Source organism: Armatimonadia bacterium, assembly GCA_039679385.1.
Classification (GTDB): Bacteria; Armatimonadota; Zipacnadia; order Zipacnadales; family JABUFB01; genus JAJFTQ01.
Genome location: JBDKVB010000157.1, coordinates 1 through 22,824 on the forward strand (window position 1 = coordinate 1; position 22,824 = coordinate 22,824).

General features: G+C 65.2%; 21 protein-coding genes. 8 read left to right on the plus strand and 13 right to left on the minus strand.

Annotated features, from left to right (window positions below; genetic code table 11):
- Positions 1-160: 160 nt before the first annotated feature.
- From ABFE16_18160 to ABFE16_18170, 3 genes are read right to left on the minus strand one after another with little or no spacing between them, the layout of a single operon-like run.
- On the minus strand, positions 161-640 hold the full coding sequence (locus tag ABFE16_18160) for an NUDIX domain-containing protein (protein ID MEN6347228.1): 480 nt from the start codon (positions 638-640) through the stop codon (positions 161-163).
- Positions 640-1,737: a serine hydrolase domain-containing protein gene (locus tag ABFE16_18165; protein MEN6347229.1), complete on the minus strand. Its 1,098-nt coding sequence runs from the start codon at positions 1,735-1,737 to the stop codon at positions 640-642. Before ABFE16_18165 ends, ABFE16_18160 begins: the two co-directional genes overlap by 1 nt.
- A 54-nt stretch (positions 1,738-1,791) precedes the next feature.
- Positions 1,792-2,334, minus strand: coding sequence for a flavin reductase family protein (locus ABFE16_18170; GenBank protein ID MEN6347230.1), 543 nt, complete (start codon positions 2,332-2,334; stop codon positions 1,792-1,794).
- 506 nt (positions 2,335-2,840) lie between these two features.
- On the opposite strand from ABFE16_18170, the gene ABFE16_18175 reads away from it, so the two are divergent.
- The 5 genes from ABFE16_18175 to queC all read left to right on the plus strand — a co-directional run bounded on the left by ABFE16_18175 (position 2,841) and on the right by queC (position 7,973).
- Complete coding sequence (locus ABFE16_18175; protein MEN6347231.1) at positions 2,841-4,115, plus strand: CBS domain-containing protein; 1,275 nt, start codon at positions 2,841-2,843, stop codon at positions 4,113-4,115.
- Between the two features lie 82 nt (positions 4,116-4,197).
- Positions 4,198-5,460: a divalent metal cation transporter gene (locus ABFE16_18180; GenBank protein ID MEN6347232.1), complete on the plus strand. Its 1,263-nt coding sequence runs from the start codon at positions 4,198-4,200 to the stop codon at positions 5,458-5,460.
- 78 nt (positions 5,461-5,538) lie between these two features.
- Positions 5,539-6,624, plus strand: coding sequence for a polysaccharide pyruvyl transferase CsaB (gene csaB / locus ABFE16_18185; GenBank protein ID MEN6347233.1), 1,086 nt, complete (start codon positions 5,539-5,541; stop codon positions 6,622-6,624).
- 294 nt (positions 6,625-6,918) lie between these two features.
- Positions 6,919-7,290, plus strand: a complete 372-nt coding sequence (gene queD, locus ABFE16_18190; protein ID MEN6347234.1) for a 6-carboxytetrahydropterin synthase QueD — start codon at positions 6,919-6,921, stop codon at positions 7,288-7,290.
- 2 nt (positions 7,291-7,292) lie between these two features.
- On the plus strand, positions 7,293-7,973 hold the full coding sequence (gene queC, locus ABFE16_18195; GenBank protein MEN6347235.1) for a 7-cyano-7-deazaguanine synthase QueC: 681 nt from the start codon (positions 7,293-7,295) through the stop codon (positions 7,971-7,973).
- Between the two features lie 99 nt (positions 7,974-8,072).
- Here the strand turns inward: queC and ftsZ are convergent, their stop codons facing one another.
- The 3 genes from ftsZ to ABFE16_18210 all read right to left on the minus strand — a co-directional run bounded on the left by ftsZ (position 8,073) and on the right by ABFE16_18210 (position 11,227).
- Entirely contained in the window at positions 8,073-9,245 is a 1,173-nt protein-coding gene (ftsZ, locus tag ABFE16_18200; GenBank protein MEN6347236.1) for a cell division protein FtsZ, read from the minus strand.
- Between the two features lie 178 nt (positions 9,246-9,423).
- Positions 9,424-10,482, minus strand: coding sequence for a DNA-processing protein DprA (locus ABFE16_18205; GenBank protein MEN6347237.1), 1,059 nt, complete (start codon positions 10,480-10,482; stop codon positions 9,424-9,426).
- Positions 10,460-11,227: a TIM barrel protein gene (locus ABFE16_18210; GenBank protein ID MEN6347238.1), complete on the minus strand. Its 768-nt coding sequence runs from the start codon at positions 11,225-11,227 to the stop codon at positions 10,460-10,462. Before ABFE16_18210 ends, ABFE16_18205 begins: the two co-directional genes overlap by 23 nt.
- Positions 11,228-11,369: 142 nt before the next feature.
- On the opposite strand from ABFE16_18210, the gene ABFE16_18215 reads away from it, so the two are divergent.
- Genes ABFE16_18215 through ABFE16_18225 form a run of 3 tightly spaced genes read left to right on the plus strand, consistent with a single transcriptional unit; the run spans position 11,370 to position 14,380 of the window.
- Positions 11,370-12,176 (plus strand): polyphosphate kinase 2 family protein, encoded by an 807-nt coding sequence (locus ABFE16_18215; GenBank protein MEN6347239.1) that lies wholly within the window; start codon positions 11,370-11,372, stop codon positions 12,174-12,176.
- A gap of 32 nt (positions 12,177-12,208) precedes the next feature.
- On the plus strand, positions 12,209-13,138 hold the full coding sequence (locus ABFE16_18220; protein MEN6347240.1) for a MoxR family ATPase: 930 nt from the start codon (positions 12,209-12,211) through the stop codon (positions 13,136-13,138).
- Between the two features lie 18 nt (positions 13,139-13,156).
- Complete coding sequence (locus ABFE16_18225) at positions 13,157-14,380, plus strand: VWA domain-containing protein (GenBank protein ID MEN6347241.1); 1,224 nt, start codon at positions 13,157-13,159, stop codon at positions 14,378-14,380.
- 14 nt (positions 14,381-14,394) lie between these two features.
- On the opposite strand, the gene ABFE16_18230 is transcribed toward ABFE16_18225, so the two are convergent.
- From ABFE16_18230 to lpxA, 7 genes are all read right to left on the minus strand, one after another.
- Complete coding sequence (locus ABFE16_18230; GenBank protein ID MEN6347242.1) at positions 14,395-15,477, minus strand: glycosyltransferase family 9 protein; 1,083 nt, start codon at positions 15,475-15,477, stop codon at positions 14,395-14,397.
- Positions 15,452-16,384: a lysophospholipid acyltransferase family protein gene (locus ABFE16_18235; protein ID MEN6347243.1), complete on the minus strand. Its 933-nt coding sequence runs from the start codon at positions 16,382-16,384 to the stop codon at positions 15,452-15,454. Before ABFE16_18235 ends, ABFE16_18230 begins: the two co-directional genes overlap by 26 nt.
- A 2-nt stretch (positions 16,385-16,386) precedes the next feature.
- Positions 16,387-17,493, minus strand: coding sequence for a tetraacyldisaccharide 4'-kinase (gene lpxK, locus ABFE16_18240; GenBank protein ID MEN6347244.1), 1,107 nt, complete (start codon positions 17,491-17,493; stop codon positions 16,387-16,389).
- Positions 17,494-17,535: 42 nt separating this feature from the next.
- Positions 17,536-18,900, minus strand: coding sequence for a 3-deoxy-D-manno-octulosonic acid transferase (locus tag ABFE16_18245; GenBank protein MEN6347245.1), 1,365 nt, complete (start codon positions 18,898-18,900; stop codon positions 17,536-17,538).
- Positions 18,893-20,713 carry an ABC transporter ATP-binding protein gene (locus tag ABFE16_18250; protein ID MEN6347246.1) on the minus strand — a complete coding sequence of 607 codons (1,821 nt, stop codon included), beginning with the start codon at positions 20,711-20,713 and terminating at the stop codon, positions 18,893-18,895. Before ABFE16_18250 ends, ABFE16_18245 begins: the two co-directional genes overlap by 8 nt.
- A 75-nt stretch (positions 20,714-20,788) precedes the next feature.
- Positions 20,789-21,940, minus strand: a complete 1,152-nt coding sequence (locus ABFE16_18255) for a hypothetical protein (protein ID MEN6347247.1) — start codon at positions 21,938-21,940, stop codon at positions 20,789-20,791.
- Positions 21,941-21,985: 45 nt separating this feature from the next.
- A complete protein-coding gene (gene lpxA, locus ABFE16_18260) occupies positions 21,986-22,768 on the minus strand; it encodes an acyl-ACP--UDP-N-acetylglucosamine O-acyltransferase (protein MEN6347248.1) in 783 nt (260 codons plus the stop codon).
- Positions 22,769-22,824 lie beyond the last annotated feature (56 nt).

Sequence of the window (22,824 nt, forward strand, 5' to 3'; positions counted from 1 at the left end):
CCCCAGGGGTATCCGGTCTGGCCGGCGCGCCGTCTGCCCCCCTGGCCAGGGGGGCAGACGGGCTCCCCCACACACCGTGGGGAATGACCCATCCTCCCACGCCCTTGCGCATCATACAAGGGGGACACAGGGGGTGAGGTGCCGTTGCCTCTCCGCCGCCTCAGTTGCAGTCGCCCAGATAGCAGGCGACCTCAGCCCCCGTGTGCCAGGCCCACAGCCACTCCTTCAAAGCCTTCGGGTAGAGCCGAAAGTCGCCCAGCCTATCCAGCGGCAACCAGTCCACTCCGGTCTGGTAGCTGTCCGGCCTTGGCCCTGTCTCCGGGGTCTGACCCTCCGCGATGCCTTGACCCTCCGCCAGGCTGCACACGAACATGAACTCGACCCGGTGCACCTCGCCGTCATACTCGGCGAACTCATGGCGACTGCCGAGGTACTCCCGCACCGCCACCAGGGGACCGATCTCCACCTCGGCCCCGATCTCCTCCCGACACTCGCGCCGCAGGGCCTCGTGCAGAGTCTCTCCCGGCCGCTGACCGCCCCCGGGAAGCACGTACCAATCACCCCAGGGGTCCAGATTCCGCGTCACCAGCAGCTTGCCGTCGCGGACGATAAGGGCCTTCGCCGAGTTGCGGACCGTCATCACCGGTACTCACTGATCCATGCCGCAGCGATGTTCGCGACCTGCCGCCGCAGCCGACTTACGTCGCGATCACGTCCCAGGTGCACGCGGTTCGTCAGCAGGATCACGTAGCCGTTCCTGGGCGGGTCGATCCACACCGAGGTTCCCGTGTAGCCGGTGTGTCCCACACCACCTGCGGGGAAGATCTCGCCCCGCATCTGCGGCGTGTACCCGGTGTCGATGTCCCAGCCGAGGCCGCGAATCCCGTCCTCGATCTTCGTCTGCGGGGTCATCATCGCCCGAATCGTTGCGGGCGAGAGAGGGAAGCGACCGCTGCGACCAACCTGTGATCCGAGGCGATCCAGCAGCGCCGACACGTACCGGCTCAGATCCTGCGCCGTCGAGAACAGCCCGGCATTCCCGCCGGCGCCGTTCAGGAACCGCGCGTTCTCGTCATGCACGACGCCGCAGAGCACGCCCTCAGGATACTGCTCGGTCGAGGCGCAGCGAGCCACCAACTCCGGCGAGGGACAGAAGCACGTATCCTCCAGGCCCAGCGGGCCGAAGAGATGCTCCTGCACATACTCCTTCATGGGCTGCCCACTGACCGTCTCGATCACCGAGGTCACCACGATGTAGCCCAGGCAAGAGTAGCAGAAGGCCTCGCCCGGCGCGGTCTGCAGAGCGATCTGCGACAGGTCCGCGATCACAGCCGCCCGACGCTGCTCTCGGGGCATGTCCTCGCCGAAGTCGTGCAGGTAGTTGCGATAGGGCGGCACCCCCGAGGTGTGGGTGAGCAGGTGCCGGATCGCGATGTTCTCTCGACCCTCGGCGTCAAAGCCCGGCAGGAACCGTCGCACCGGGTCGTTGAGCACGATCTTCCCACTCTCGACCAGTTGCATGACTGCGGCAGCGGTCGCAATGGGCTTGCTTACGGAGGCAAGATCAAAGACGGTGTCCAGTTCCATCGGGCGGGGCTCCGGGACGATCTGGCGCTGCCCGAAGGCGCCGTGATACAGCACGCGGCTGCCCTTGCCCACGAGCACTACAGCACCCGGGATCTGACCTTCCTCAATGGCTCCCTGGATGGCCAGCTCCAGGTTCCTTGCGAAGTCCATGTTTCTACCCACCTCCGGCGGGGTTCGGTCGCTTGGTGTGGTCCTGACCTGCGGCTACTTGCCGAAGCGCTTTGCGAAGTCGGGGCTGCAGTGCGCCGCCACGACCTCGCCGAAGTACAGCCGGTGAAAGTCGCCCTTGGGATAGCAGCCGTCGCAGACTGAGGCGTCCGTCTGGGCCGGGATCAGGTCATTGAAGCTGAGGGTCTTGCACTCGTAGGCCAGCCCGCACTCGGCGATGTACGGCGACCGCAGGCTCTCACACTGCGCCGCCACCGCGGTGAGGCTACACTCCGCGAACTTGTCGTAGTCCCGTCCCGACTTGGAGCCGCAGAAGGCCAGCGCCTCCGCCTGCTCAGGGAAGGGCACGTTCACCGTGAAATCGCCCGTGGTGTTGATGCAGCCATAGGTGTACCGCGAGGGGCGCACCAGCACAGTAAAGACCTTGCGACCCCAGATGACGCCCAGTTGCCCCCATCCAATGGTCATCGTGTTCGGCCGTCCCTTGTCGTCCACCGAAACTAGTAGCACTCCTCCCTTGTTGAAGGAGTCGCACAGTTGTGCAAAATAGCGGTCATAGGCAACGCTGATACGTTCCATTTCCTTGCCCTCCAGGAGCCCATAGAATGGCGTTCTGCTTCCGCATGAGTGCCCCGTTCTCCTCCTGAGGGCCGCAAGTCCGGGGCTTCGGGCGCCGAATCGGCAGCCCTTGACGCTTCCTTCCCGGTGACGTAGAATACCGCTGCGATAGCCCGAAGGTCCCAGGTACGATGGTGGCGGGCGTCGCAATGTCGGGGGCGAAGCAGCCCTCAGAGTGTGACGATGGAATCCAGCACAGACCCAGCTCATAGTACGGAAGCGTTGCCAGACAACGCTCACTTATCTCGCCCACGCCGAAGCGTCCCGTGGACCTGCTCAGGTGCACGCGGGAGGCTGGTGCCTTGAGCTAGCTATCTAGTGGCTAGTGAGAGACGCCTGTGCCCCCGCCTGCTAACTGATCAGGCGGTTTTTTTGGTGTCTGGTGGAGCCCCTCCGCCTCACCTGCCCTTACCACGGACTACAGCTTCGTATGCTTGGGCACGTGGAAGGAAGGGGGGCGAGCAGCCATGGTGTTCTTCGCCGACGCCTATCTGTCTGCCATGCTTCGCTACGGAGTCTTCTCCGCGGAGGGAAAGCCCATCGGGACGCTTGACGACCTGCTGGTGCGGCCCCACGAGCGCTTCCCCGAGGTGGCACACGTAGCAGTCCGAGTCAAGGGCGACAAAGAGCTCCTCTACGTCCCCTGGTCTGCCGTCCGCACAGCTTCCCAGGAAGGCATCCGCCTCGTGCCCTCCTACAATCCCGCTACCCAGTCCAGACCCGATCCCGACGAGATAAGCCTGCGCCACGACCTGCTGGACAAACAGATCGTCGACGTCTCCGGCAAGCGCCTGGTGCGAGTCCACGACCTCAAGCTGGGCGCCGTCGGCTCGCGAGTCCTGCTCACCCATGCCGACGTCGGTGGCCGCGGAATCCTGCGGCGGATGGGCTGGGAGCACTTCGCCCTCGGCCTCTGCCGCTTCCTCCATATCCACTTCCCCGAGCGTCTCATCGCCTGGGAGCACCTCCAGACGCCCTCCGGGGCCGGTGAACTCCATGCCGATCGCTCGCAGGACGGCCTGCGTCACATGCATCCCGCTGACCTCGCCGACATCGCCGAGGAGCTCAGCGCACCCGAACGGGCCGCCTTCCTCGTCGCCATGGATGACGAGGTCGCTGCCGATGCGATGCAGGAGATGGAGCCTGAGGCGCAGGTCGCCGTCGTCAACGAGATGAGCGACCAGGACGCCTCCGACCTGATCGACGAGATGGACCCCGATGCCGGCGCAGACCTCCTCGCAGACCTCCCCGAGGAACGCGCCAATGCCCTCCTCGACCTCATGGAGCCCGAGGAAGCGGCCGACCTGCGGATGCTGCTGTCCTTCCCTGAGGACTCGGCTGGTGGCCTCATGACCATCGGTCAGGTATCGATTCCCGCCTCGACCACGGCCGCCGAAGCGCTCGAGATGGTTCGCGAGCAGGCTCGTGAGGTCGAGACCCTCTACTACGTCTACGCCCTGGACGACGAGGGACGCCTTGTCGGCGCCCTTTCACTTCGGGAGCTCATCATTGCCGACCGCAGCGCACGGGTCGAGGACCTCATGTCTCGGCGTGTGGTCAGCGTCACCCTGGACACCAAGCAGCAGGATGTGGCGCACGTCTCCGCTCACTACAACCTCCTGGCCGTTCCGGTGGTGGATGACCAGGGACGGCTCAAGGGCATCGTCACTTCCGACGACGCCATCGACGCCGTCATTCCCACCTCCTGGAAGAAGCGCATCCCGAAGGCTTTCGCTTCCTGATCGGCCTTCGGGGTACCTCAGTGCGCCGCTGACGCCTGCCGTCTACGGTCTCACCGCATCACAGGAAATCCAGGTATCGCCCATGCGTTCCCCATTCCCAAGCAGCAATCGCCGCTGGCGTCGGCTGACGGCCCTTCTAGCCATCGCCGGCCCGGGAATCATCACCGCCACCGTCGACAATGATGCCGGCGGAGTCGCAACCTACTCCCTCGCGGGCGGCAACTACGGCTACGGCCACCTCTGGGCGCTGATCCCGATCGGCGTCCTGCTGTTCATCATCCAGGAGATGTCGGCACGCCTCGGGGCCATGACGGGGAAGGGCCTCGCGGACCTGATCCGCGAGAACTTCGGCCTGCGCATGACGTTCTGGTTGCTGCTGGGCGTGACCCTGACGAACCTCACCAACACCATGGGCGAGTTCGCCGGCGTCGCCTCCGCGGCGGAGATCTTCGGGCTGTCTCGCTACATCGCTGTGCCGCTCTCTGCGGTCTTCGTGTGGGTTGTCGTGGTCCGGGGCAACTACAAGTCGGTCGAGAAGGTCTTTTTCGCCGCTTGCCTGATCTACCTGGCCTACCCGATCTCCGGCATCCTGGCCAAGCCCGACTGGAAACCCGTCCTGCACAGCCTGGTCGTCCCCGGCTGGGAGCTGTCCGCCGGCTATGTCATGATGCTCATCGGCATCGTCGGCACCACCATCGCACCCTGGATGCAGTTCTACCAGCAGGCTGCCGTTGTCGACAAAGGCATCACGGCCAAGGACTACAAGTACACTCGGCTGGATGTCCTCGTCGGGTGTGTGTTCGCGGTCATCATCGTCCTCTTCATCATGGTGACGTGCTCTGCGACCATCCACGCAGCGGGCAAGAGCGTCGAGTCGGTCGAGGACGCTGCTCAGGCTCTGTTCCCGCTGGCCGGTCCTTACTGCGCCGGCCTCTTCGCCTTCGGACTCCTGAACGCGTCGCTGTTCGCGGCGTCGATCTTGCCCTTGGCGACCGCCTACCAGCTCTGCGAGGGCATCGGCTGGGAGCGCGGCCTGGACCACAGCTTCCGCGAGGCGCCCGCGTTCTACACCACTTACACCGCTCTCATCGTCCTCGGTGCCGGTCTGGTGCTGCTGCCGAACGCTCCTCTGCTCAAGATCATGTACCTGTCCCAGGTGCTCAACGGCGTCTTGCTGCCCTTGGTGCTGGTCTTCATGCTGCGGCTCATCAACGACCCCGGGCTGATGGGTGACCACACGAACTCGCGCGTGTATAATGTGCTCAGTTGGGCCTGCGTCGTGGCGGTGTCGCTCATGTCGGCGTACCTGGCGGTCGCGACAATCTTCCCGTCCCTGGGGCAGTAGCGGCCCTAACTCCCTGTCCTGCAATGTTCGCCGGGCCTGTCCTGTCAGGTCCCGCGCTCCTTTGATTGGTCACCTTCCATGCGCTTTCTGCTCAGTGGTTACTACGGCTTCGGCAACGCGGGGGATGAGGCTGTCCTGGCTTCGCTCCTTCAGGGCCTGCGACAGCGTTTCCCCGAGGCCGAGCTGTGCGTTCTGTCCTCCGCTCCCGGGACCACCAGCAACCTCTACGGGGTCGAGGCGGCGCAGCGCTGGTCTGTGGCCGAGGTCTGGCGTGCTCTGGGGCGATCCGACCTGCTGATTCAGGGCGGCGGAAGCCTCCTCCAAGACGCCACGAGCAAGGTCTCGCCGGTCTACTATCTGGGAATCCTGCGAATGGCTCGGCTGCGCCGGGTCCCCAGTGTCATCTTCGCCCAGGGCTTCGGTCCACTGAACACTTCGGTCCTCCGCCGCTGGGCCGCGAGCGAGTTCCGCCGGGCTGCTGCCGTCACCCTACGTGATGCAGCCTCCGTCGAGCAGGTCCGCAGCCTTCCAGTCACTTCGCCCGAGCCGACTCTGGTGGGTGATCCGGCTGTCCTGCTGGAGCCTGATCTCGATGCGGCTCGCACCTCCCTGCGTGAGGCGGAAGTCGATCTATCAGCCGGGTATGCCCTCCTGACCTTGCGCCAGTGGCCGCAGACGGAGCAGGTCGTGGAGGCCTGTGGCCAACTGGTGCGCCACCTGCACAACGCCCACGGGCTGGAGACGGTGCTGGTGCCCTTCCAGGAGCCGGAGGATCTCGCGCCCTTGCAGCAGGTTGTCTCCGCAAGCCCCGGCGCACATCTGCTCACGGGTCTGGGCCGTCCGCAGCACTTCGTCGGACTGGTGTCCCTGGCCAGACTCGCGGTGTGCATGAGGCTGCACGGGATCATCTTTGCCGCCGGGCAGCAGGTGCCCGCGATCGGTCTCTCCTATGACCCCAAACTCGACGCTTTCGCTGCCCGGGCGGGGCAGCCGGTGCTTGCCTGCGGGTCCTGCACCGGCGACGCGCTTTGTGCTGTCGTCGATTCGGCCCTGACCCAGGCCCAGACGAAGGCGGCCGACCGTGCTGTTGCGGCCGCCGAGGTGCGCAGCGCCGCCGAGACTGCCTTCGAGGTCCTTGCCGAGGTCGTGAAGGGCCTACGCTGACCCCGGCGATGCTCACCTGCCGCGGTCGCTTAGCTCCCGCCTTTCCAAAGTTGCGAGCGGACGCCTGGCTTTCGCTCACCCAAGGCGGCGAGTCGCTATCGCTCCTGGTCTACGGGGTGCCGTGCCTTTGCCGTAATCCTCTGCCTTTGCCGTTTCCCCCTCGCCACCGCGTGGAGAGGGGGCAGGGGGTGAGGTGCCCTTTGCGGTCGGCTTGACAGCCGGCTTCGCGCCCTGTTAGCCTTGCTCGACGACCGGACCCTTCGTGAGATCACGCCCCTTCGAGGTGGGGATGCGATGTACGAGTTGATTGTCGAACGCAGCTTCTCGGCCGCACACCGACTGTGCGACTACGACGGCCCGTGTGCCCGATTGCACGGCCACAACTACCGCGTTGAGTGCAGTCTCGTCGGCGAGGAGCTCGCGGGCAATGGAATGCTGATGGACTTCGGCGAGATCAAGACCTTCTGCGACGAGATCCTCGACGCCCTGGATCACCAGTGCCTGAACGAGTTGGCACCCTTCACCGAGCAGAACCCGACCTCCGAGAACCTTGCACGGTACCTCTTTGAGCAGATGGAGTCGGCCCTGGCCGACAGGCCGGTGCACATGGGGTATGTGCGGGTGTGGGAGACGGCGGGGCAGTCTGCCGTGTACCGAAAGGGGTAGACATGAGGGCCCTCACGCTGCTCTCCGGCGGGCTGGATTCCGTCGTCGCGACCTGGGCTGCCCGACGCGATCACGAGATCGTCGCCGCCCTCACCTTCGACTATGGTCAGCAGGCTCGGGTGCGGGAAATCGACGCCGCCCGACGAGTTGCCGGTCTGCTCGACTGCCGTCACGAGGTCATCGAGTTGCCCTGGCTGGCGGCCCTTGGCGGAAGTGCGCTGACGGAGGCCTCGGCGGAGATCCCCTCACTGCCCGCGGAGCAACTGGACGACGCTGAGGCAGCCGCGGAGACCGCTCAGGCCGTGTGGGTGCCGAATCGCAACGGGGTCTTCGTGAACATCGCCGCCGCCTATGCCGAGGTGCTGGACGTGGGGGCAATCGTGTGCGGGTTCAATGTGGAGGAGGGCGCGACCTTCCCCGACAATACCCCGGAGTTCATGGACGCTGCCGCCCGGTTCTTCGCGCTGTCCACGATGCGCCGGCCCCGGCTCCTCAGCCCCACGGTCACCCTCACCAAGTCGCAGATAGTGCAGCTCGGGCTCGAACTCGGTGCGCCCCTGGAACACGTGTGGAGCTGCTACCGTGGTGACGAGCAGCCCTGCTGGCGCTGCGAGTCCTGCCGGCGGCTGAAGAGAGCCCTGAGCACCGCCGGGGTCTGGGAACGCTGGCTCGCCGAGCGCTGACGGACGCCGGACCTACAGTCACAGAAAAGGCCCGCGGGGAATCTCCTCGCGGGCCTTTGGTTTGCGTGGGTATGTGCGCCTTCGCCTGCTGCGCTCTGCCTAGCTCTTGCGGCGCAGGAAGGCCGGGATGTCGAGGTCGTCCTCGTCATAGGTAGGCATGTCGTCGGAGAAGGCGGCGCGTCGGCGGTCGCGGCTCTCGTCGCGCTTCTTGCCCTCTTCCTCCTCAGGAGCACGTGCAGCAGCGGTTTCCGGTGCTTTGCGTTCGGCCGGGCGAGCGGCTTCGGCACGGGTCTCGGAAGGTGCATCCTGAGCCTGGACGGCATCGAAGCCGGTGGCCAGAACCGTGATGCGCACCTGACCCTCCATCTTGTCGTCGATGACGGCGCCCAGGGTGAGGTCGACTTCGCCCGCGTCTCCGCCCGCAGCCTCCTGGACGATGCTGGCCGCTTCCTGAACCTCGGCCAGTGTCAGGTCCGGTCCGCCGGTGACGTTCAGGAGCACGGAGCGAGCGCCGCGAATGTCGGTCTCCAGCAGCGGACTGGAGATGGCAGCCTGGGCGGCGTCGGTGGCGCGCTTGTCGCCCTGAGACTCGCCGATACCCATCATCGCGGAGCCGGCGTTGACCATGACGGCACGCACGTCATTGAAGTCCAGGTTGATGAGGCCGGGGACGACGATGACTTCGGAGATGCCGCGCACGCCCTGCTGCAAGACCGTATCTGCCAGCCGGAAGGCCTCCTGGAGGCTCAGTTCGCGGTTGGTCAACTGCAGCAGACGGTCGTTGGGGATAACGATCAGGGTGTCGACGTTTTCCTTAAGTCGGCGGATGCCGTCGTCGGCAAGCATGGCACGTCGCTTGCCCTCCACGGCGAAGGGCTTGGTGACTACGCCGACGGTCAGAGCGCCCATTTCCTTGGATATCTCCGCAACAACGGGGCTGGCGCCGGTGCCTGTTCCGCCGCCCATGCCGCTGGTGATGAACACCATGTCGGCGCCGTCGAGGGAGATCATGATCTCCTGGCGGCTCTCCTCGGCGGCCTGGCGGCCGAGGTCAGGGTTGCCACCGGTGCCAAGGCCACGGGTCAAGCTATCGCCAATCTGCAGCTTCTTGTCGGCGGCTGATAGGTCGAGTACCTGCATGTCGGTGTTCATGGCGATATACTCGACGCCCATGAGCCCGGCTTCGATCATCCGGTCGACAGCGTTCGAACCGCCGCCCCCCACCCCGATGACGCGTATCTTTGCATATTCCTCCACTTTGGAGCTGAGCATGGGCAAAGGCCCCTCCCATTCGGCAGAGCACAGTGAATCGCTGAAGACAACTTGAGGTTCAATTATAGACGCGGCTTTCAAGGGGTGTCAAGGAAACCGCAACCCGTTTTTGGCCCGCCTTGAGCATCCGCCCAGACCCCGAGAGCCTCGTCGAGATACCCCACGTCGCGGCCATCCCTCACAGGTCGAAGGAGCCCTGCGCCTTGCGATGCTCTCTTGCCTTCTCAAAGCGTTGCAGATGGTCGACAAGTTCCAGCCTGAGGGCAGGAACCTCCTCCGGACCTTGCAGGCCTCGTGCACCCTCCGACAGGAGCTTGCGCGGGCCCTGCGCCATCTCCTCCTCTGGGTCGGGCCACTGCACAGCGTAGACGGTCCGTCCCTGTTCCTGAGCCTGGCGAGCGGTCTCCATCGCCCCACCGGTCTCCCGCGACTGCACCACGAGCACTCCCCGCGACAGCACGCTCTGGAGCCGGTTGCGGGCCATCAACCGTCCCACAGTGGGTGGCGCCTGGGGCGGCTGTTCGGAGATCACCGCTCCGTTCTGCGAGATGTCACGGGCCAGTTCGAGGTTCTCGCGGGGCGTTATCACCCGGATGCCTGAGCCGAGGACCGCCAGCGTTCTTCCGCCACCCTCGAGCGCTCCCAGGTGAGCGGCGGTGTCGCAGCCCCTGGCCAGGCCACTCACCACCGTGGTCCGCTCCTGCGCGAAGGCCCGACCGAGGCTCCGAGCCATCTGTGCGCCCTCGGGAGTCGGTGAACGCGTCCCCACAATCGCGACCGCCGGCTCATCCTCGCCCAAAACGCGGCCGGCCAGGCACAGAACGGGTGGCGGATGCTCCAACCCCCGGATCAGGACGGGGTAGGCACTCTCCCAGGGGCAGGCAACCGTGACGCCGACGCCGCGCAGCTCCTGAATCTGCTCCCGGAAGTCCTCAAGCCTCTTCCCGAGGCCGGTAAGGCCCGCGATCTGCTCCGCAGTCAGCCGTAGAGCCGGATTGTGCAGCGCCTCAGGGTCGGCCGCAAGAACCGCTCGTGTCGACCCGAAGGCCGCCACCAGGCGCGCAAAGCCCGCGGGGCCAAGTCCGCCTCCCCAGCAGAGGGCGACACACCTCAGCTTTTCCTGGTCAGGTGTGGGCAACCCGGCCTCCAGGGGGTCCTTCTTGCCGCCGGAGACGTCCTGCTCAAGGCCGTCCCCGGCGGGTATATCGCTGGTCTCAGGCAACGTTCCAGACGTCATAAGCGGCCTTCATCGCCGCAAGCGGCTCACCCTTCGGGCCGAACTCATGGCCCACATAGCCGTCGTAGTCCAGCTCCGCGATGGTCCGAGCGATCGCCGGGTAGTAGATCTCCTGCGTGTCGTCCATGTCCTTGCGGCCGGGGTTGCCGGCGGTGTGGAAGTGACCGATCCATTGGAGGTTGTTCTGGATGGTGCGGATCAGGTCGCCTTCCATGATCTGCATGTGGTAGATATCGTACAGCAGCTTCACACGCGGCGAGCCGACCAGCTTGCACAGGTGTACACCCCACTCGGTGCTGTCGCACATGTACCCCGGGTGGTTCACCTTGCTGTTGAGCAGCTCCACACACATCGTGATGCCCTTGGCCTCGTAGGCCGGTGCGACCTTGCCAAGAATCTCCGCGCAGATCTCGGCGCCGACGAGGTCGGTGACCTGCGGGTAGCGGTTGCCGCTCAGGCACAGCACACTGGGGATCTCGTACTTCACAGCGATCTCCAGACTCGCGTTCAGCTCGTCCTCGATGCGCGCATGATTCTCGCGCTTGTTGAGGCCGTCGCCGAGAGACTGGTGACCGACGAAGATGGCGATGTCCAGCCCGGCGTCCTTGATGGCTTGGAACTGGTCCTGCGGTCCCATTTCCAGCGACTTGTAGCCGATCTTCTTGGCCTCGGCGATCACTTGCTCAGGTGTCACGCCGCCTCGGCAAAAGCATCCCCAGCACCCCGACTGCTTGATGGGCTTCATGGATAGCGCTCCTTCAATGTGGATGATCCGCTCCTATTCCCCGGCAAGGTTCAGAAGGCCTCCCGACCTCCGGGGGCGAAGTGAATACCGACAGGAATCCGAGGTCGGCCTGACAGACCAACGCCGGGAACGGGAGGCCCCCATGGCCAACAACCTGATGGTCAAGCCTGGCAGCAAAGTGCGGCTCAAGGACTATAACCCGGATGCGAACAACGGCTGGGAAAAGGACGACCCCAGGTGCCAGAGCAAGCTCAGCAGCGACCTCCAGACCATGGCCGCGCTGCAGGAGATGCTCTTCGCCGAGAACAAGCAGTCCCTGCTCATCGTCCTGCAGGCGATGGACGCCGGCGGTAAGGACGGCACCATCAAGCACGTGCTCACCGGCCTCAACCCCCAGACCTGTGATGTCATCAGCTTCAAGGTCCCCACGGCTGAGGATCTCGCCCACGACTTCTTGTGGCGCATCCACAAGTACACTCCGGGACGTGGGCTGATCTCCGTCTTCAACCGCTCCCACTATGAGGACGTGCTTGTCGTCCGCGTCCACAACCTGGTCCCCCCAGAGGTCTGGAAGGCGCGCTACGACCGCATCAACGAGTTCGAGTACCTCCTGGCGGAGAAGGGCACGCGGGTCATCAAGTTCTTCCTCCATATCTCCAAGGAGGAGCAGCGTCAGCGCCTTCAGGAGCGCCTTGATGACCCGCAGAAGCACTGGAAGATCTCCGACGCAGATGTGCCCGAGCGTGAGCTATGGGACGACTACATGAAGGCCTACGAGGAAGCGATGTCTCGCTGCAGCACCTCCTATGCCCCCTGGTACGTCATCCCCGCGAACCACAAGTGGTACCGGAACATGATGGTGGCCGAGATCATCGCCAAGACGCTCAAGGACATGAACCCCAAGTGGCCGCCGCCGCAAGTCGACCTGAGCAAGATCGTGATCAAGTAGCGCCGCCGATGCGGCCCGACAGTGAGTGATCTATGGAAGAGGAGCTCTTCACCCATTTCGCCGATCCCGAACACACCCGCGCAGGCCTGCGTCAGGCCGGCTATGTCGCCACTCGCGTCATCTGCACGGCGGTCTACCTCGCCGACCGACTGGACAAACCGCTACTGGTCGAGGGCCCGCCGGGAGTGGGGAAGACGGAGCTTGCCAAAGCCTGCGCAACAGCCCTGCACCGAGACCTTCTGCGCTTGCAGTGCTACGAAGGTCTCGACGAGTCCAAGGCCCTCTATGAGTGGGAGTACGCCAAGCAGCTCCTCTACGCCCAGGTCCTGAAGGAGAAGCTGGACGAGCTGCTGCAGGGCGCTGCCTCCTTCGACGAGGCCATCACGCGCCTGGAAGGTCAGGAGAGCGGCTTCTTCTCCGAGGCCTTCCTGCTGCCACGGCCCCTGCTGCGTGCCATCACTTCGGACGCCCCGGTTGTCCTGCTGATCGATGAGATCGACCGGGCCGACGAAGAGTTCGAGGCCTTCCTGCTGGAGCTGCTCAGCGACTACCAGGTCAGTGTGCCCGAGTTGGGGACCTTGCGTGCCCGGCATGTCCCCCTGGTGATTCTCACCAGCAACGCCACGCGCGAAGTCTCCGATGCCCTCCGCCGCCGCTGCCTGCACCTATTCATCGACTTCCCCTCCGCGCAGGAGGAGACCGAGATCGTCAAGCTCAAGGTGCCCGACATCGAGGAGCGACTGGCCCGCAAGCTGGTGGCGATGGTCCACCGGCTGCGAAGTTGGGACCTGGAGAAGGTGCCCACTCTCAGCGAGACTCTCGACTGGGCACGGGCCCTCGTGGCACTCAGTGCCGATATGCTCGATGCCGAGTTGGTGGAGCAGACCCTCGGCGTCATCCTCAAGACGAGGCTGGACCTGGACAAAGGGCGCCGCGAGGTCCGCAACCTCCTGAAGGCCTGACGAAACTCAATCCTACCCATGCAGCAACTGCTCTTGCGCTTTGTGAATCGGCTTCGCGCCCGGGGACTGGACATCTCTCCCGGCGAACACCTCGACGCCCTCTCGGCCGTGGAGACCCTTCGGCTGGAAGATCGGGTGGCGATACGCGAGGCGCTGCGTGCAACCCTGGTCAAGCAGGAGGAGTACCGCAAGGTCTTCGATGAGGAGTTCGCTGCCTTCTTCGCCGCACCGCCGCTGCCCCGAAAAGAGGGGAGAGGCAAGAGGGCCGGAGGCGGCATCAGCAAGCCGCAGCAGACCGGGCACGGTCCTGCCGTGGGGGAGAGGTCCTTGGCCCGTGGAGTCGGCGGCGAGCGCCCCCAGTCTCAAGAGCGCCCGGGTGGATCGCAGGGGATGCCTCGCTCGACGGACTACCGGACCGCTCAGACCGGCCGGGCTCCCTCTGCCGAGCCTGAACCCGGACCCGGCAAGACCCTCGTCACCTTTCGGGGCGTGCAGCCACCGGAAGCAAAGCGGTCGGTGCAGGCCCTCGCCCGGACCGAGCTGAAGCGGCTCAGCGATTCCGACATTCGCGAACTCCGGCGTCATGTGCGGACCATGGCTCGACGCCTCGCAAGCCGACTGTCGCGTCGCCGCACCTCCTCACGCCGGGGACAGGTGGACGTGAAGCGCACCTTGCGCCGCAGCCTGCAGTTCGGCGGCGTCCCCTTCCTCCTTGCGCATCGGGCTCGGAAGCGCAAGCGCCCCGAGGTCGTGGTCCTGTGCGATGTCTCCGGGTCAGTGATCCGCGCCGGGGAGCTGATGGTCGAGTTCCTGCAGGCCTTGTATCAGGACATCGCCCACCTGCGAGTCTTCGCCTTCACCAATCGCGTCGCCGAGATCACCGGACTGATGGGGAGCACGCGTGAGCTGTCGGAGCTGGTGGCCTCCGCCGGTCTCGATCCGAACGCCTTCAGCGACTTCGGCAGCGCCTGCTACGATCTGATCACCCGCTTCCCGGGCGTTACAGGTCGGCGCAGCACGCTCCTGATCATGGGCGACGCACGCAACAACTATGGGGACTCAATGGTCTGGGCCTTCGAGGAGATCGCCCGACCGGCGCGCCTTGTGATATGGCTGGTGCCGGAGGGCAAGGAGAGATGGAACACGGGGGACAGTCGCATCGGGGACTACGCAGGACTATGTGATACCGTCGCAGAGGCCCATACCCTCGAGCGCCTGCTGCGAGCCCTGACCACTGCGTGATACCGCGGGACAGGCTAGGCCCTGCCGCCTGCGGGTGACAGCGCCTTGAGCACCGCCGCCACGACCTCCTCCACCTCAAGAGCCTTCATGCAAGCATAGTCGGTGCAGGTGGGATGGGCGTAGCAGGGCTGGCACGGGAAGGGCTTCTGCAAGACGACGTGCTGCGGACCGTAGGGACCGGTGCGCTCGGGATTCGCCGGGCCAAAGAGGGCCACCACCGGCTTGCCCACTGCCGCCGCAAGATGCATCGGCCCGGTATCACCCGACACCGCAACATCGCAGCGATCGATCACCGCCGCCAGTTGCAGGTAGCTGGTCTTTCCGGCGGTGCAGAGCGGGCTGACGCCGGACTTCTCGCAGATCTCCTCCGCCAGCTCGACCTCTCTGGGACCGCCGAGAACCACCACCCGAGCACCGTGCTCCTCTGTCAGCCTCCTGGCCGCTTCGGCGAAACGCTCCGCGGGCCACATGCGGTGTACGGCAAAGGCTCCGGGGTTCAGCGCAACGATCGGGCCGTCAGTCGCAAAGCTATGGGCCGCGAACAGCTCCTCGGCCGTGCGCCGTGCCTCCTCCGGGAGGTAGAAGTCAAAGCGCGGGCTCGAAGTGTCGGCACCAAGCTCGGCCGCCAGGGGCAGCATGCGGTCCACGGCATGGAGCCCGTACTCCTTGACCCGCTCACCGGGGAACATCCACTGAAGCTTGCGCAGGTGGTCACCTGCCATCTGCAGCGTCCGACCACACCGTGCCATGCGTGTGATCAGCCCGCTCTTCACGATCCCCTGCAGGTCCAGGCAGACCTCGTACTTGGCCTCGCGCAGTTGCTGACCAAGCTGGGCGTACTCTCCTCTGACGGCCGGAAGGTTCCGCGCCTTCTTGACCATCTTCCCCCAGCGCGCGAGCGGGGCAACGAAGACCTGGTCGATCTGCGGGTCCTGCGCAATAAGCTCCTGGAAGCGCTCGTCAACGACCCAGCCCAGGCGCGCCTTCGGGAAGGACGCCCGCAGGGCACGCAAGGTCGGGAGCGCGCAAACGATATCGCCAAAGGCGCTCATGCGCACGATCAGGATGCTCTCAGGAGTTCGCGGGTTCGGTGTCACGGGGGGCCTTCCAGCGATTGTGCAGCCAGAGCCATTGCTCCGGTGTGTGCAGGATCTTCTCGCCGATCAGGTCGTTGAGCTTCTGAGTGAACCGCCGCACGTCTGAGCCGCGGTCGCCGGTGTCCTCATACTCCGGGCCGGGCGTCACGGTCACGAGGAAGTGGTCATCCGGCTGCCGCTGGGCAAAGGCCATGACGAAGGTCGCGCCGGTGCGCAGCGCAAACAGGGCCGGGCCGCTGGCAGAGTCTGCCGGGAGCCCGAGGAAGGTCACGCGAACCGCGGCGTCCACCGCATGTTGATCAGGAAGGATGGCGACGCACTCATTCTCCCGCAAAGCACGCAGGAGCTGCCGAGTGTCCCAGCGTCCAAAGACCTTCTCGCCCTTGCTCCGCCGGGACTCGTTGGTAAGCTCGGCCGCGAGATTGCTCGTCGCGTCCCTGGCGATGACGTTCATCGGGTAGCCATGCAGGGCCAGGGCGGCTCCGCCGAACTCCCAGTTGCCGAAGTGCGCGGTGATGATGACGACGCCCTTGCCCCGCGCAAGTCCCGCGTCGATGTGCTCCGTTCCGACGACGGTTACCTGCTCCCTCAACTCCTCTGGGGTCATCCACTGCATCTTGAACATCTCGCCCATCGTCTTGCAGATGTTGACGATGCTCTGCCGGCGAATCTCGCGGTTCCGCTCCGGCGTAAGGCTCGGACCGAAGACCGCCTGCAGGTTGCGCTCCATCATCCGCTGACGTTTGGGCACGAGCGCGCTGAGCACCCCGGCAAAGCGGGTCGCCAACTTGCGCACAGAGGTAAGCGATCGGTGCCGGATCGAGATCACCAGAGCACCGAGAATGCAACGTACCACGGCCTGTTCAAGGGCCCGTCGTACCGGGTTTTTCTTGCGCTTGGAAGACATGTTCAGTCAGCCTGTTGAACTTGGTCACATACGGCCTGCAGGGCGCTCTCGACCTCGTCGAGACCCTCCAGGACTTCCAGCCCGCAGCTCATCACGACCACCGGCGGGCAGTCCTCCGGCGGTGGCGGCAGCTTCACGGCATCCTTCTCAGTCGTCACGACAAGCCCGGCACCACTGGCTCGGCAGGTCTGCTTGATCCGCTCGTAATCCTCCGGCACATACCGGTGGTGATCCGGGAACCGCGCCGGCGTCACCTGCGCCCCGAGCTTCTCGAGACCCATCTCATAGGACTGCGGGTTGCCCAGGGCGGACACGGCCACAACCTTCTGCCCGCGCAGATCCTCCACGGGTGCCCCGCCTCCACTGAGCGGTCGCAGCACTCCCTCACGATGACGCGTGACAACCACCGGGCAGTTCGGGCAGTAGCGCCGTGCGAGCGTTCGCAACTGCTCCAGATGCTCCGTCGAGGCCAGGTCCGCGTGGGTGATCCACACCTGGCTGGCCCGCTGCAGATGCGTGACCGGCTCCCGCAGACGCCCGGCCGGGAACAGACGCCAGGCCTCAGGACCGGCCAGCGCATCGAGCAAGACAAGGTCCAGTTCACGGGCCATCCGGAAGTACTGGAAGCCGTCGTCCAGCACGGCAACCTGTGCTCCCGTCCGACTGCGCAGGGCCTCAATGACGGTCTCGCGACGCTTCCCCACGGCAACCGCCACACCGGGCAGTTGCCGGGCCAGCATCACGGCCTCGTCACCGGCCTCTGCAGGCGTCGCCTTCACTTCACTGCCGTCGGAGACGATCAGCACGGCCTCGCTACTGGACCGCCCATGCCCGCGAAGCACGATTCCCGGCTTCACTCGCGGCAGCAGCGCCTGGGCCAGGAAAGCTGTGGTAGTGGTCTTGCCGGTGCCGCCGAGACTCAGGTTGCCCACGCTGATGACCGGCAGCGACGGCTGAGTGCGACGCTTCAGACCACTGGTGTACAGCCACAGGTTGGCCTTGAGCCCGGCGGCGTACAGGCCCGCTCCCAGGCGCAACCCGAGGCGGCCGGCCGAGGCTCCCAGACCTCCACTCCGACCTGTGACAACGGCTTCCCACTGGTCCTGCAAAGTCTTCTCCCTGCGTCGCCGAAACGCCCTGGCCTGCGGACCCTATTCCTGCGGCGCCTGATGCAGCAGCGTCACAAGCCGGTCGAGGTAGCGCCGTGAGGCTCCACCGTGGCGTTCCATCATGGCCCGTCCACGGGTCGCAAAGAGCTCCTGCTCGGCCTCTGAACTCACGATGCGTCCCGTCACCTGCGCCAGTTCCTCGGGATTGCGCACCGTCTCCGCGGCCTGCTCACCAAGGGCAATGTCGGCAAGGTCCTGCTGGTTGTGCATGTACGGCCCCATCAGCGTCGGCTTGCCCTGCGCGATCGGCTGCAGGATGTTGTGCCCGCCGATCGGCACCAAGCTACCGCCCACAAACACCACCGTCGCCAGGGCGTACACCTTGGTCAGCTCGCCGAGGGTGTCGAGAATCACCACACGCACCTGCGCCCCGATCTCAGGCTCAGTGACCTCCCCTTCGGTTGCCAGGGCACGGCTGCGGCGGTAGGTGGCGAAACCACGTTCCGTCACCATGCGCTCGATGGTATCGCCGCGCTCGATGTGTCGCGGCGCAATCACCAGTTGCAGATCGCGATGCTCCTGCCGCAGGAGGTCGAAGGCATCCAGCACCTTCTCCTCCTCGCCCTCACGAGTGCTCCCGGCCACAAGAACCGGGCAACCCTCAGGCAGTCCAAGCTCCAGGCGCAGCTTCGCTGCCTCCGCCTCAGACACCTCGGGCAGCTTCTCATCGAACTTCGAGTTGCCGACGACCACGACATGGTCCTCGGCAGCTCCCAGCGTCCGGAAGCGCTCAGCGTCCTTCTCGGACTGCACCAGAATCGTGTCGAAGTTGCTCAGGGCCCAACTGATGAGCGGCTTGACGGCCAGGTCCCGCGGGTAAGCCCGGTCCGAGATGCGTCCGTTGATGACCGCCGTCTTGATCCCCATGCGCCGGGCGGTCGCCAGGATGTTCGGCCACAGCTCAGTCTCCACCATCACCAGCAGGTCAGGCCGGATCGCCCGTAGCACTCGCCCCACCACAAAGGGGAAATCGAAGGGGAAGTAGATCAGTGCATCCAGTTCAAATCCGCGTTTCTTGGCGGTCTCGTAGCCCGTCCGTGTGGTCGTCGACAGCACGATATGTGCGAGCGGCTCAAACTCCCGCACCTTCCGCAGTATCGGGTCGACCGCTGCAACCTCGCCGACGGAACAGGCCTGGAACCACAGCACGGGGTCGTCGTGATGGCCCAGTTCGGCGGCCTCCGGGGCAACGAAACCGAGCCGCTGCCCGAGGCCCGCGCGCGACTTGCCCTTCAACACAAGTCGCCACAGCAGGTACAGCACCTCAAGGGGCAGCAGCAGGATCAGTAGGATATTGTAGACGATGGTACGCCAGTCAACCGGCTGGACGGTCTTGGATTCAGGCATCAGCGGTCGCTGCCGCTCCTTCCCCGTCGACCAAGGGCTCCTCCGCCGATTCCTCGCCCAGAAGATCGCGAGTCTCGTAGAGGCGTCGGTACAGGCCCTCCTGGGCCATCAGTTCGTCATGGGTTCCCTGCTCCACGATCCGGCCCTTCTCCAGCACCAGGATACGGTCGGCATTCTGGATCGTGGACAGACGGTGGGCGATGATGATCGTCGTGCGGCCCTTCACCAGCGTCTGCAGGGCTCGGTGGACGGCTGCTTCACTTTCGGTGTCCAGCGAGGAGGTGGCCTCGTCCAGGATCAGGATCCGCGGGTCACGCAGCAGTGCCCGGGCGATCGCGATGCGCTGCTTCTGGCCGCCCGAGAGCTTGGCGCCACGCTCACCGGCCTGCGTCTCATACCCCTCGGGCAAGCCCACGATGAAGTCATGCGCATTGGCAGCCTTGGCCGCCTCGACGATATCTTCCTCGGAGGCGCCGGGGCGTCCGTAGCCGATGTTCTCGCGCAAGGAGGTGCCGAACAGGATCGACTCCTGCGGCACGATCCCCATGTTCGACTTGAGCCACTCCATCTTGAGCGAGCGGACGTCCGCGCCATCCACTCGGACGGCGCCCTCGTTCACATCGTAGAGCCGCGCCACGAGGTTGGCGATCGTCGTCTTGCCCGAGCCACTGGGGCCGGCCAGGGCCACGACTTCACCTGGCGCAATACCGAAGCTGATACCATGCAGCACCGGTTCAACGTCATAGCCGAAAGTCACCTTATCAAAGCAGATCTCGCCCCGGACGGTCTCCGGCGCTATGGCATCCGGCGCATCCAGCACCCGAGGCGTCTCGGCGAGAATCTCCAGGGTCCGACCTGCGGCGGCCTCGGCGGTCTGCAGGGTCAAGCTGGTGCGGGATAGGAAGTTGATCTGGCTGGCCGCGGTCTGCATGATGAGGATGAACCCCATCAGTTCGGCGGCTGTGGCGTGGTGCGCGCGGATCTCATGCGCACCGACCAGGAAGGTCACACAGATGCCGCCACCCATCAGTACACCCACCAGGATGACGTTGGCAGCGCCGGCTCGGACTGACCGCATCTCGTTGCGAAGCACCGCCAGGTTCTCCTGCGCGAAACGCCCGGCCGACATGCGCTCCATCCCGAAGATCTTGACGACCCGCATGGCCATCAGCGTCTCGCTGATGACCGCTGTGAGGTCGGCCAGCTTCTCCTGCACCGTGCGACTGTACCGGCGCACTCGCGACCCAAGAGTATTGGTGCACACCACGATCAGCGGGATCATGGCCGCCATCACGAGGGTGAGCACCGGTGAGATGGTGAGCATCTTGCCCACGCAGAACAGGACCGCAAAGGGGGCAATGACCATCCGCCCGACATTGGGGCCCAGGGTCCTTTGCAGGACGGTGGTGTCGTTGTTAACCCGCGAGATGAGTTCCCCCGAGCGCCGTCGCTCGAAGAAGCTCAAAGACAGGCTCTGCAGGTGGTCAAACACGGCCGCCCGCAAGGCCACCAGCATTCGCTGGCTGACCCACTCACCGATGTACGACGACCCGGCCTGCGCGATGGCGGCTCCGAGGAAGGCGATGAAGAGTATCGCGGTCTGGCGGTACAGCGTGGCCAGCGTCCGGGCAGCCTCAGCACCCGACTGCTTCTCGAGGTTGCCGAACAGGCTCTCAAACACCGGAATCGTCTGTGACATGGCCTTCATGTCCAGAAATCCGGTCGCCCCCATGATCACTACGCCGATGATGATCGGCTTGAGGAGGGGACGGGCAAAGCGGCGTAGGATATCCCACAACGCACGGTATCGCATGTTTGCACGGCTCGCAAGCGTGATAGCGAATCAAACCCGGAGGGCCTGGAAGCAAACTCCCAGGGCCGGGGCAAATCAGACCATCTCGACGATCAGGTCGGCAACACGTCCGGCAACTCCGGGTTCGCCGAGAAGACAGCGCACCTGCCGCAGGTCCTCGCGCACTGCTTCCAGTGCCGCCGGGTCCTGCAACAGCCGCAACGCCTCCGCAGCAACGACCTCTCCGGTAATGCTCTCGTCGGGGCTCTGCGGCACAACCTCTGGAACGGCGCCGCGACCCAGGAGCAGATTCGGCATCGCATAGAAGGACTGCTGCTGGCGCAGGATCCGTGCAGCAATCCACTTGGCCGGCCGCGATCCGTCGTAGCAGGTCACCATCGGCGTGAGCGCTGCCGCCGTCTCCAGCGTCGCAGTGCCCATCGCCACGAGCACGAAGTCCGAAGCCCGCAGGATGTCGTGGCTCTCGCTCACGGGCTGGAAGAACCCGAGTGCCTGCGCCTGCTGCGCTAGCTTCTCCTCCACGGCACCGGCCGCCGGGAAGGAGGACCACAGAAAACTCGCGGTGGGCAGGACCGCCTTGATCCTCTGCGCCGCCTCGAGCAACACCGGCCCCAGAATCCGCCTCTCTGCAATCCGGCTGCCCGGGAGAACGCCGATCAGCGGGCTGTCTTGCGGCAGTCCCAGCTCTCGGCGCAGTTGCCCACGGTTCTCCACCGGTTCGAGGGTGTCCACTACGGGATGCCCGACCCAGTGTGCATCTGCACCAGAGGCCTTGAGAAACTCAGCGTTACGCGCAAAGGGGGTCGCGATGCGGTCCGTGATCGCCGCCAGCCCCGGCCAGTCCCGGGGTTCCTGTCGCCAACTGCCCGGGGGGAAATAGAAGAAGACGGGTGCCAACCGTCCGCGGGTCAGGTGCCGGGCCATGGTCGTGTTGAAGAACCCGAAATCGACCAGGACGCAGACCGCGGGCTTCCTCCGCCGGACCTCCCGCAACAGCCCTTTGCTGCGTAGCCACAGGGGGAAGTACTTGCGCACCGCCTCCGGCACGCCCATGGCTCCCCAGTTGATGCTGTCGGTCAGCAGTTCGGCACCGGCGGCCCGCATCCGCGGACCTCCCACACCGGTCACCCTGAGCCCTCGGGCACGCAACTCGGCGACAACCGGCGCAGCATGCCGATCCCCTGACGCCTCACCGGTGATGAAGAAGATCTCGGGTTGCTGTGTCATCTCTGGGCCTGTCGCGGGGGGGAGATGAGTGGGCACTGCAAGAGCCTAGTTGTCGGCCCGGCCTCGATGGCCTTGTGGAATCGCCTCAAGGAACTCGACCAGATGCTGGACCTCGGGGAGCAGGCCACCCTCCGCGCGAAGCTGCTGCAGTGCGTCGCCCACGTTGAGGTCCGAGCGATACAGCAGGCGGAAGGCATGGCGCAGAGCGGCGATCGACGCGTCGCTCACACCCCGGCGCTGTAGTCCCACCTTGTTAAGCTGGACCGGACGCGCCGGATTCCCCTCCACCATCATGAAGGGTGGCGCGTCGATGCGGATGGCTGAGTACGCACCAGCCATGACCATCTTGCCCACACGCACAAACTGGTGCGTCCCGCATAGGCCGCCGAGAACCGCGAAATCGTCGACGTGCGTGTGCCCCGCAAGCTGGGCGGAGTTGGCCATCGACACGTTGTTGCCGATATGGCAGTTGTGCCCGACATGGCAGTAAGCCATCAGCATATTCCTGTTGCCGATGACCGTGCTGGCACCTTCGCCGGAAGCCCGGTGGATCGTGCAGTACTCACGGATCTCGTTGTCGTCACCGAGTTCGAGGTAGCTCTCCTCACCGTGGAACTTCGCGTCCTGCGGATGGTCGCCCAGAACGGCGCCGACCGTCACGCGGTTCCCTTTCCCCATCCGGGTCCCTGTGCGGATCACTGCGTGGGGCCCGATCTCGCACCCGTCACCAATCTTGACCCCGCTCTCGATCACTGTGAAGGGGTGGATGATGACGCCCTCGCCAAGCTCGGCTGAGGGATCAACGATCGCCGATTCGTGGATTCTCATGTGAGTACTCCCGTGAAGGCCAAAGCCCTTGGATCAAGAGTGCGCTGCTGCCCTTG

Bases quoted from the DNA above. Each gene is read 5' to 3' on its own strand.
- ABFE16_18160 (MEN6347228.1), bottom strand. From the start codon at position 640: ATGACGGTCCGCAACTCGGCGAAGGCCCTTATCGTCCGCGACGGCAAG.
- ABFE16_18205 (MEN6347237.1), bottom strand. From the start codon at position 10,482: ATGACGTCTGGAACGTTGCCTGAGACCAGCGATATACCCGCCGGGGAC.
- queD (MEN6347234.1), top strand. From the start codon at position 6,919: ATGTACGAGTTGATTGTCGAACGCAGCTTCTCGGCCGCACACCGACTG.
- ABFE16_18250 (MEN6347246.1), bottom strand. From the start codon at position 20,713: ATGCGATACCGTGCGTTGTGGGATATCCTACGCCGCTTTGCCCGTCCC.
- queC (MEN6347235.1), top strand. From the start codon at position 7,293: ATGAGGGCCCTCACGCTGCTCTCCGGCGGGCTGGATTCCGTCGTCGCG.
- ABFE16_18225 (MEN6347241.1), top strand. From the start codon at position 13,157: ATGCAGCAACTGCTCTTGCGCTTTGTGAATCGGCTTCGCGCCCGGGGA.
- ABFE16_18215 (MEN6347239.1), top strand. From the start codon at position 11,370: ATGGCCAACAACCTGATGGTCAAGCCTGGCAGCAAAGTGCGGCTCAAG.
- lpxA (MEN6347248.1), bottom strand. From the start codon at position 22,768: ATGAGAATCCACGAATCGGCGATCGTTGATCCCTCAGCCGAGCTTGGC.
- ABFE16_18255 (MEN6347247.1), bottom strand. From the start codon at position 21,940: ATGACACAGCAACCCGAGATCTTCTTCATCACCGGTGAGGCGTCAGGG.
- ABFE16_18210 (MEN6347238.1), bottom strand. From the start codon at position 11,227: ATGAAGCCCATCAAGCAGTCGGGGTGCTGGGGATGCTTTTGCCGAGGC.
- ABFE16_18165 (MEN6347229.1), bottom strand. From the start codon at position 1,737: ATGGACTTCGCAAGGAACCTGGAGCTGGCCATCCAGGGAGCCATTGAG.
- ABFE16_18235 (MEN6347243.1), bottom strand. From the start codon at position 16,384: ATGTCTTCCAAGCGCAAGAAAAACCCGGTACGACGGGCCCTTGAACAG.
- csaB (MEN6347233.1), top strand. From the start codon at position 5,539: ATGCGCTTTCTGCTCAGTGGTTACTACGGCTTCGGCAACGCGGGGGAT.
- ftsZ (MEN6347236.1), bottom strand. From the start codon at position 9,245: ATGCTCAGCTCCAAAGTGGAGGAATATGCAAAGATACGCGTCATCGGG.
- ABFE16_18180 (MEN6347232.1), top strand. From the start codon at position 4,198: ATGCGTTCCCCATTCCCAAGCAGCAATCGCCGCTGGCGTCGGCTGACG.
- ABFE16_18220 (MEN6347240.1), top strand. From the start codon at position 12,209: ATGGAAGAGGAGCTCTTCACCCATTTCGCCGATCCCGAACACACCCGC.
- ABFE16_18175 (MEN6347231.1), top strand. From the start codon at position 2,841: ATGGTGTTCTTCGCCGACGCCTATCTGTCTGCCATGCTTCGCTACGGA.
- ABFE16_18245 (MEN6347245.1), bottom strand. From the start codon at position 18,900: ATGCCTGAATCCAAGACCGTCCAGCCGGTTGACTGGCGTACCATCGTC.
- ABFE16_18170 (MEN6347230.1), bottom strand. From the start codon at position 2,334: ATGGAACGTATCAGCGTTGCCTATGACCGCTATTTTGCACAACTGTGC.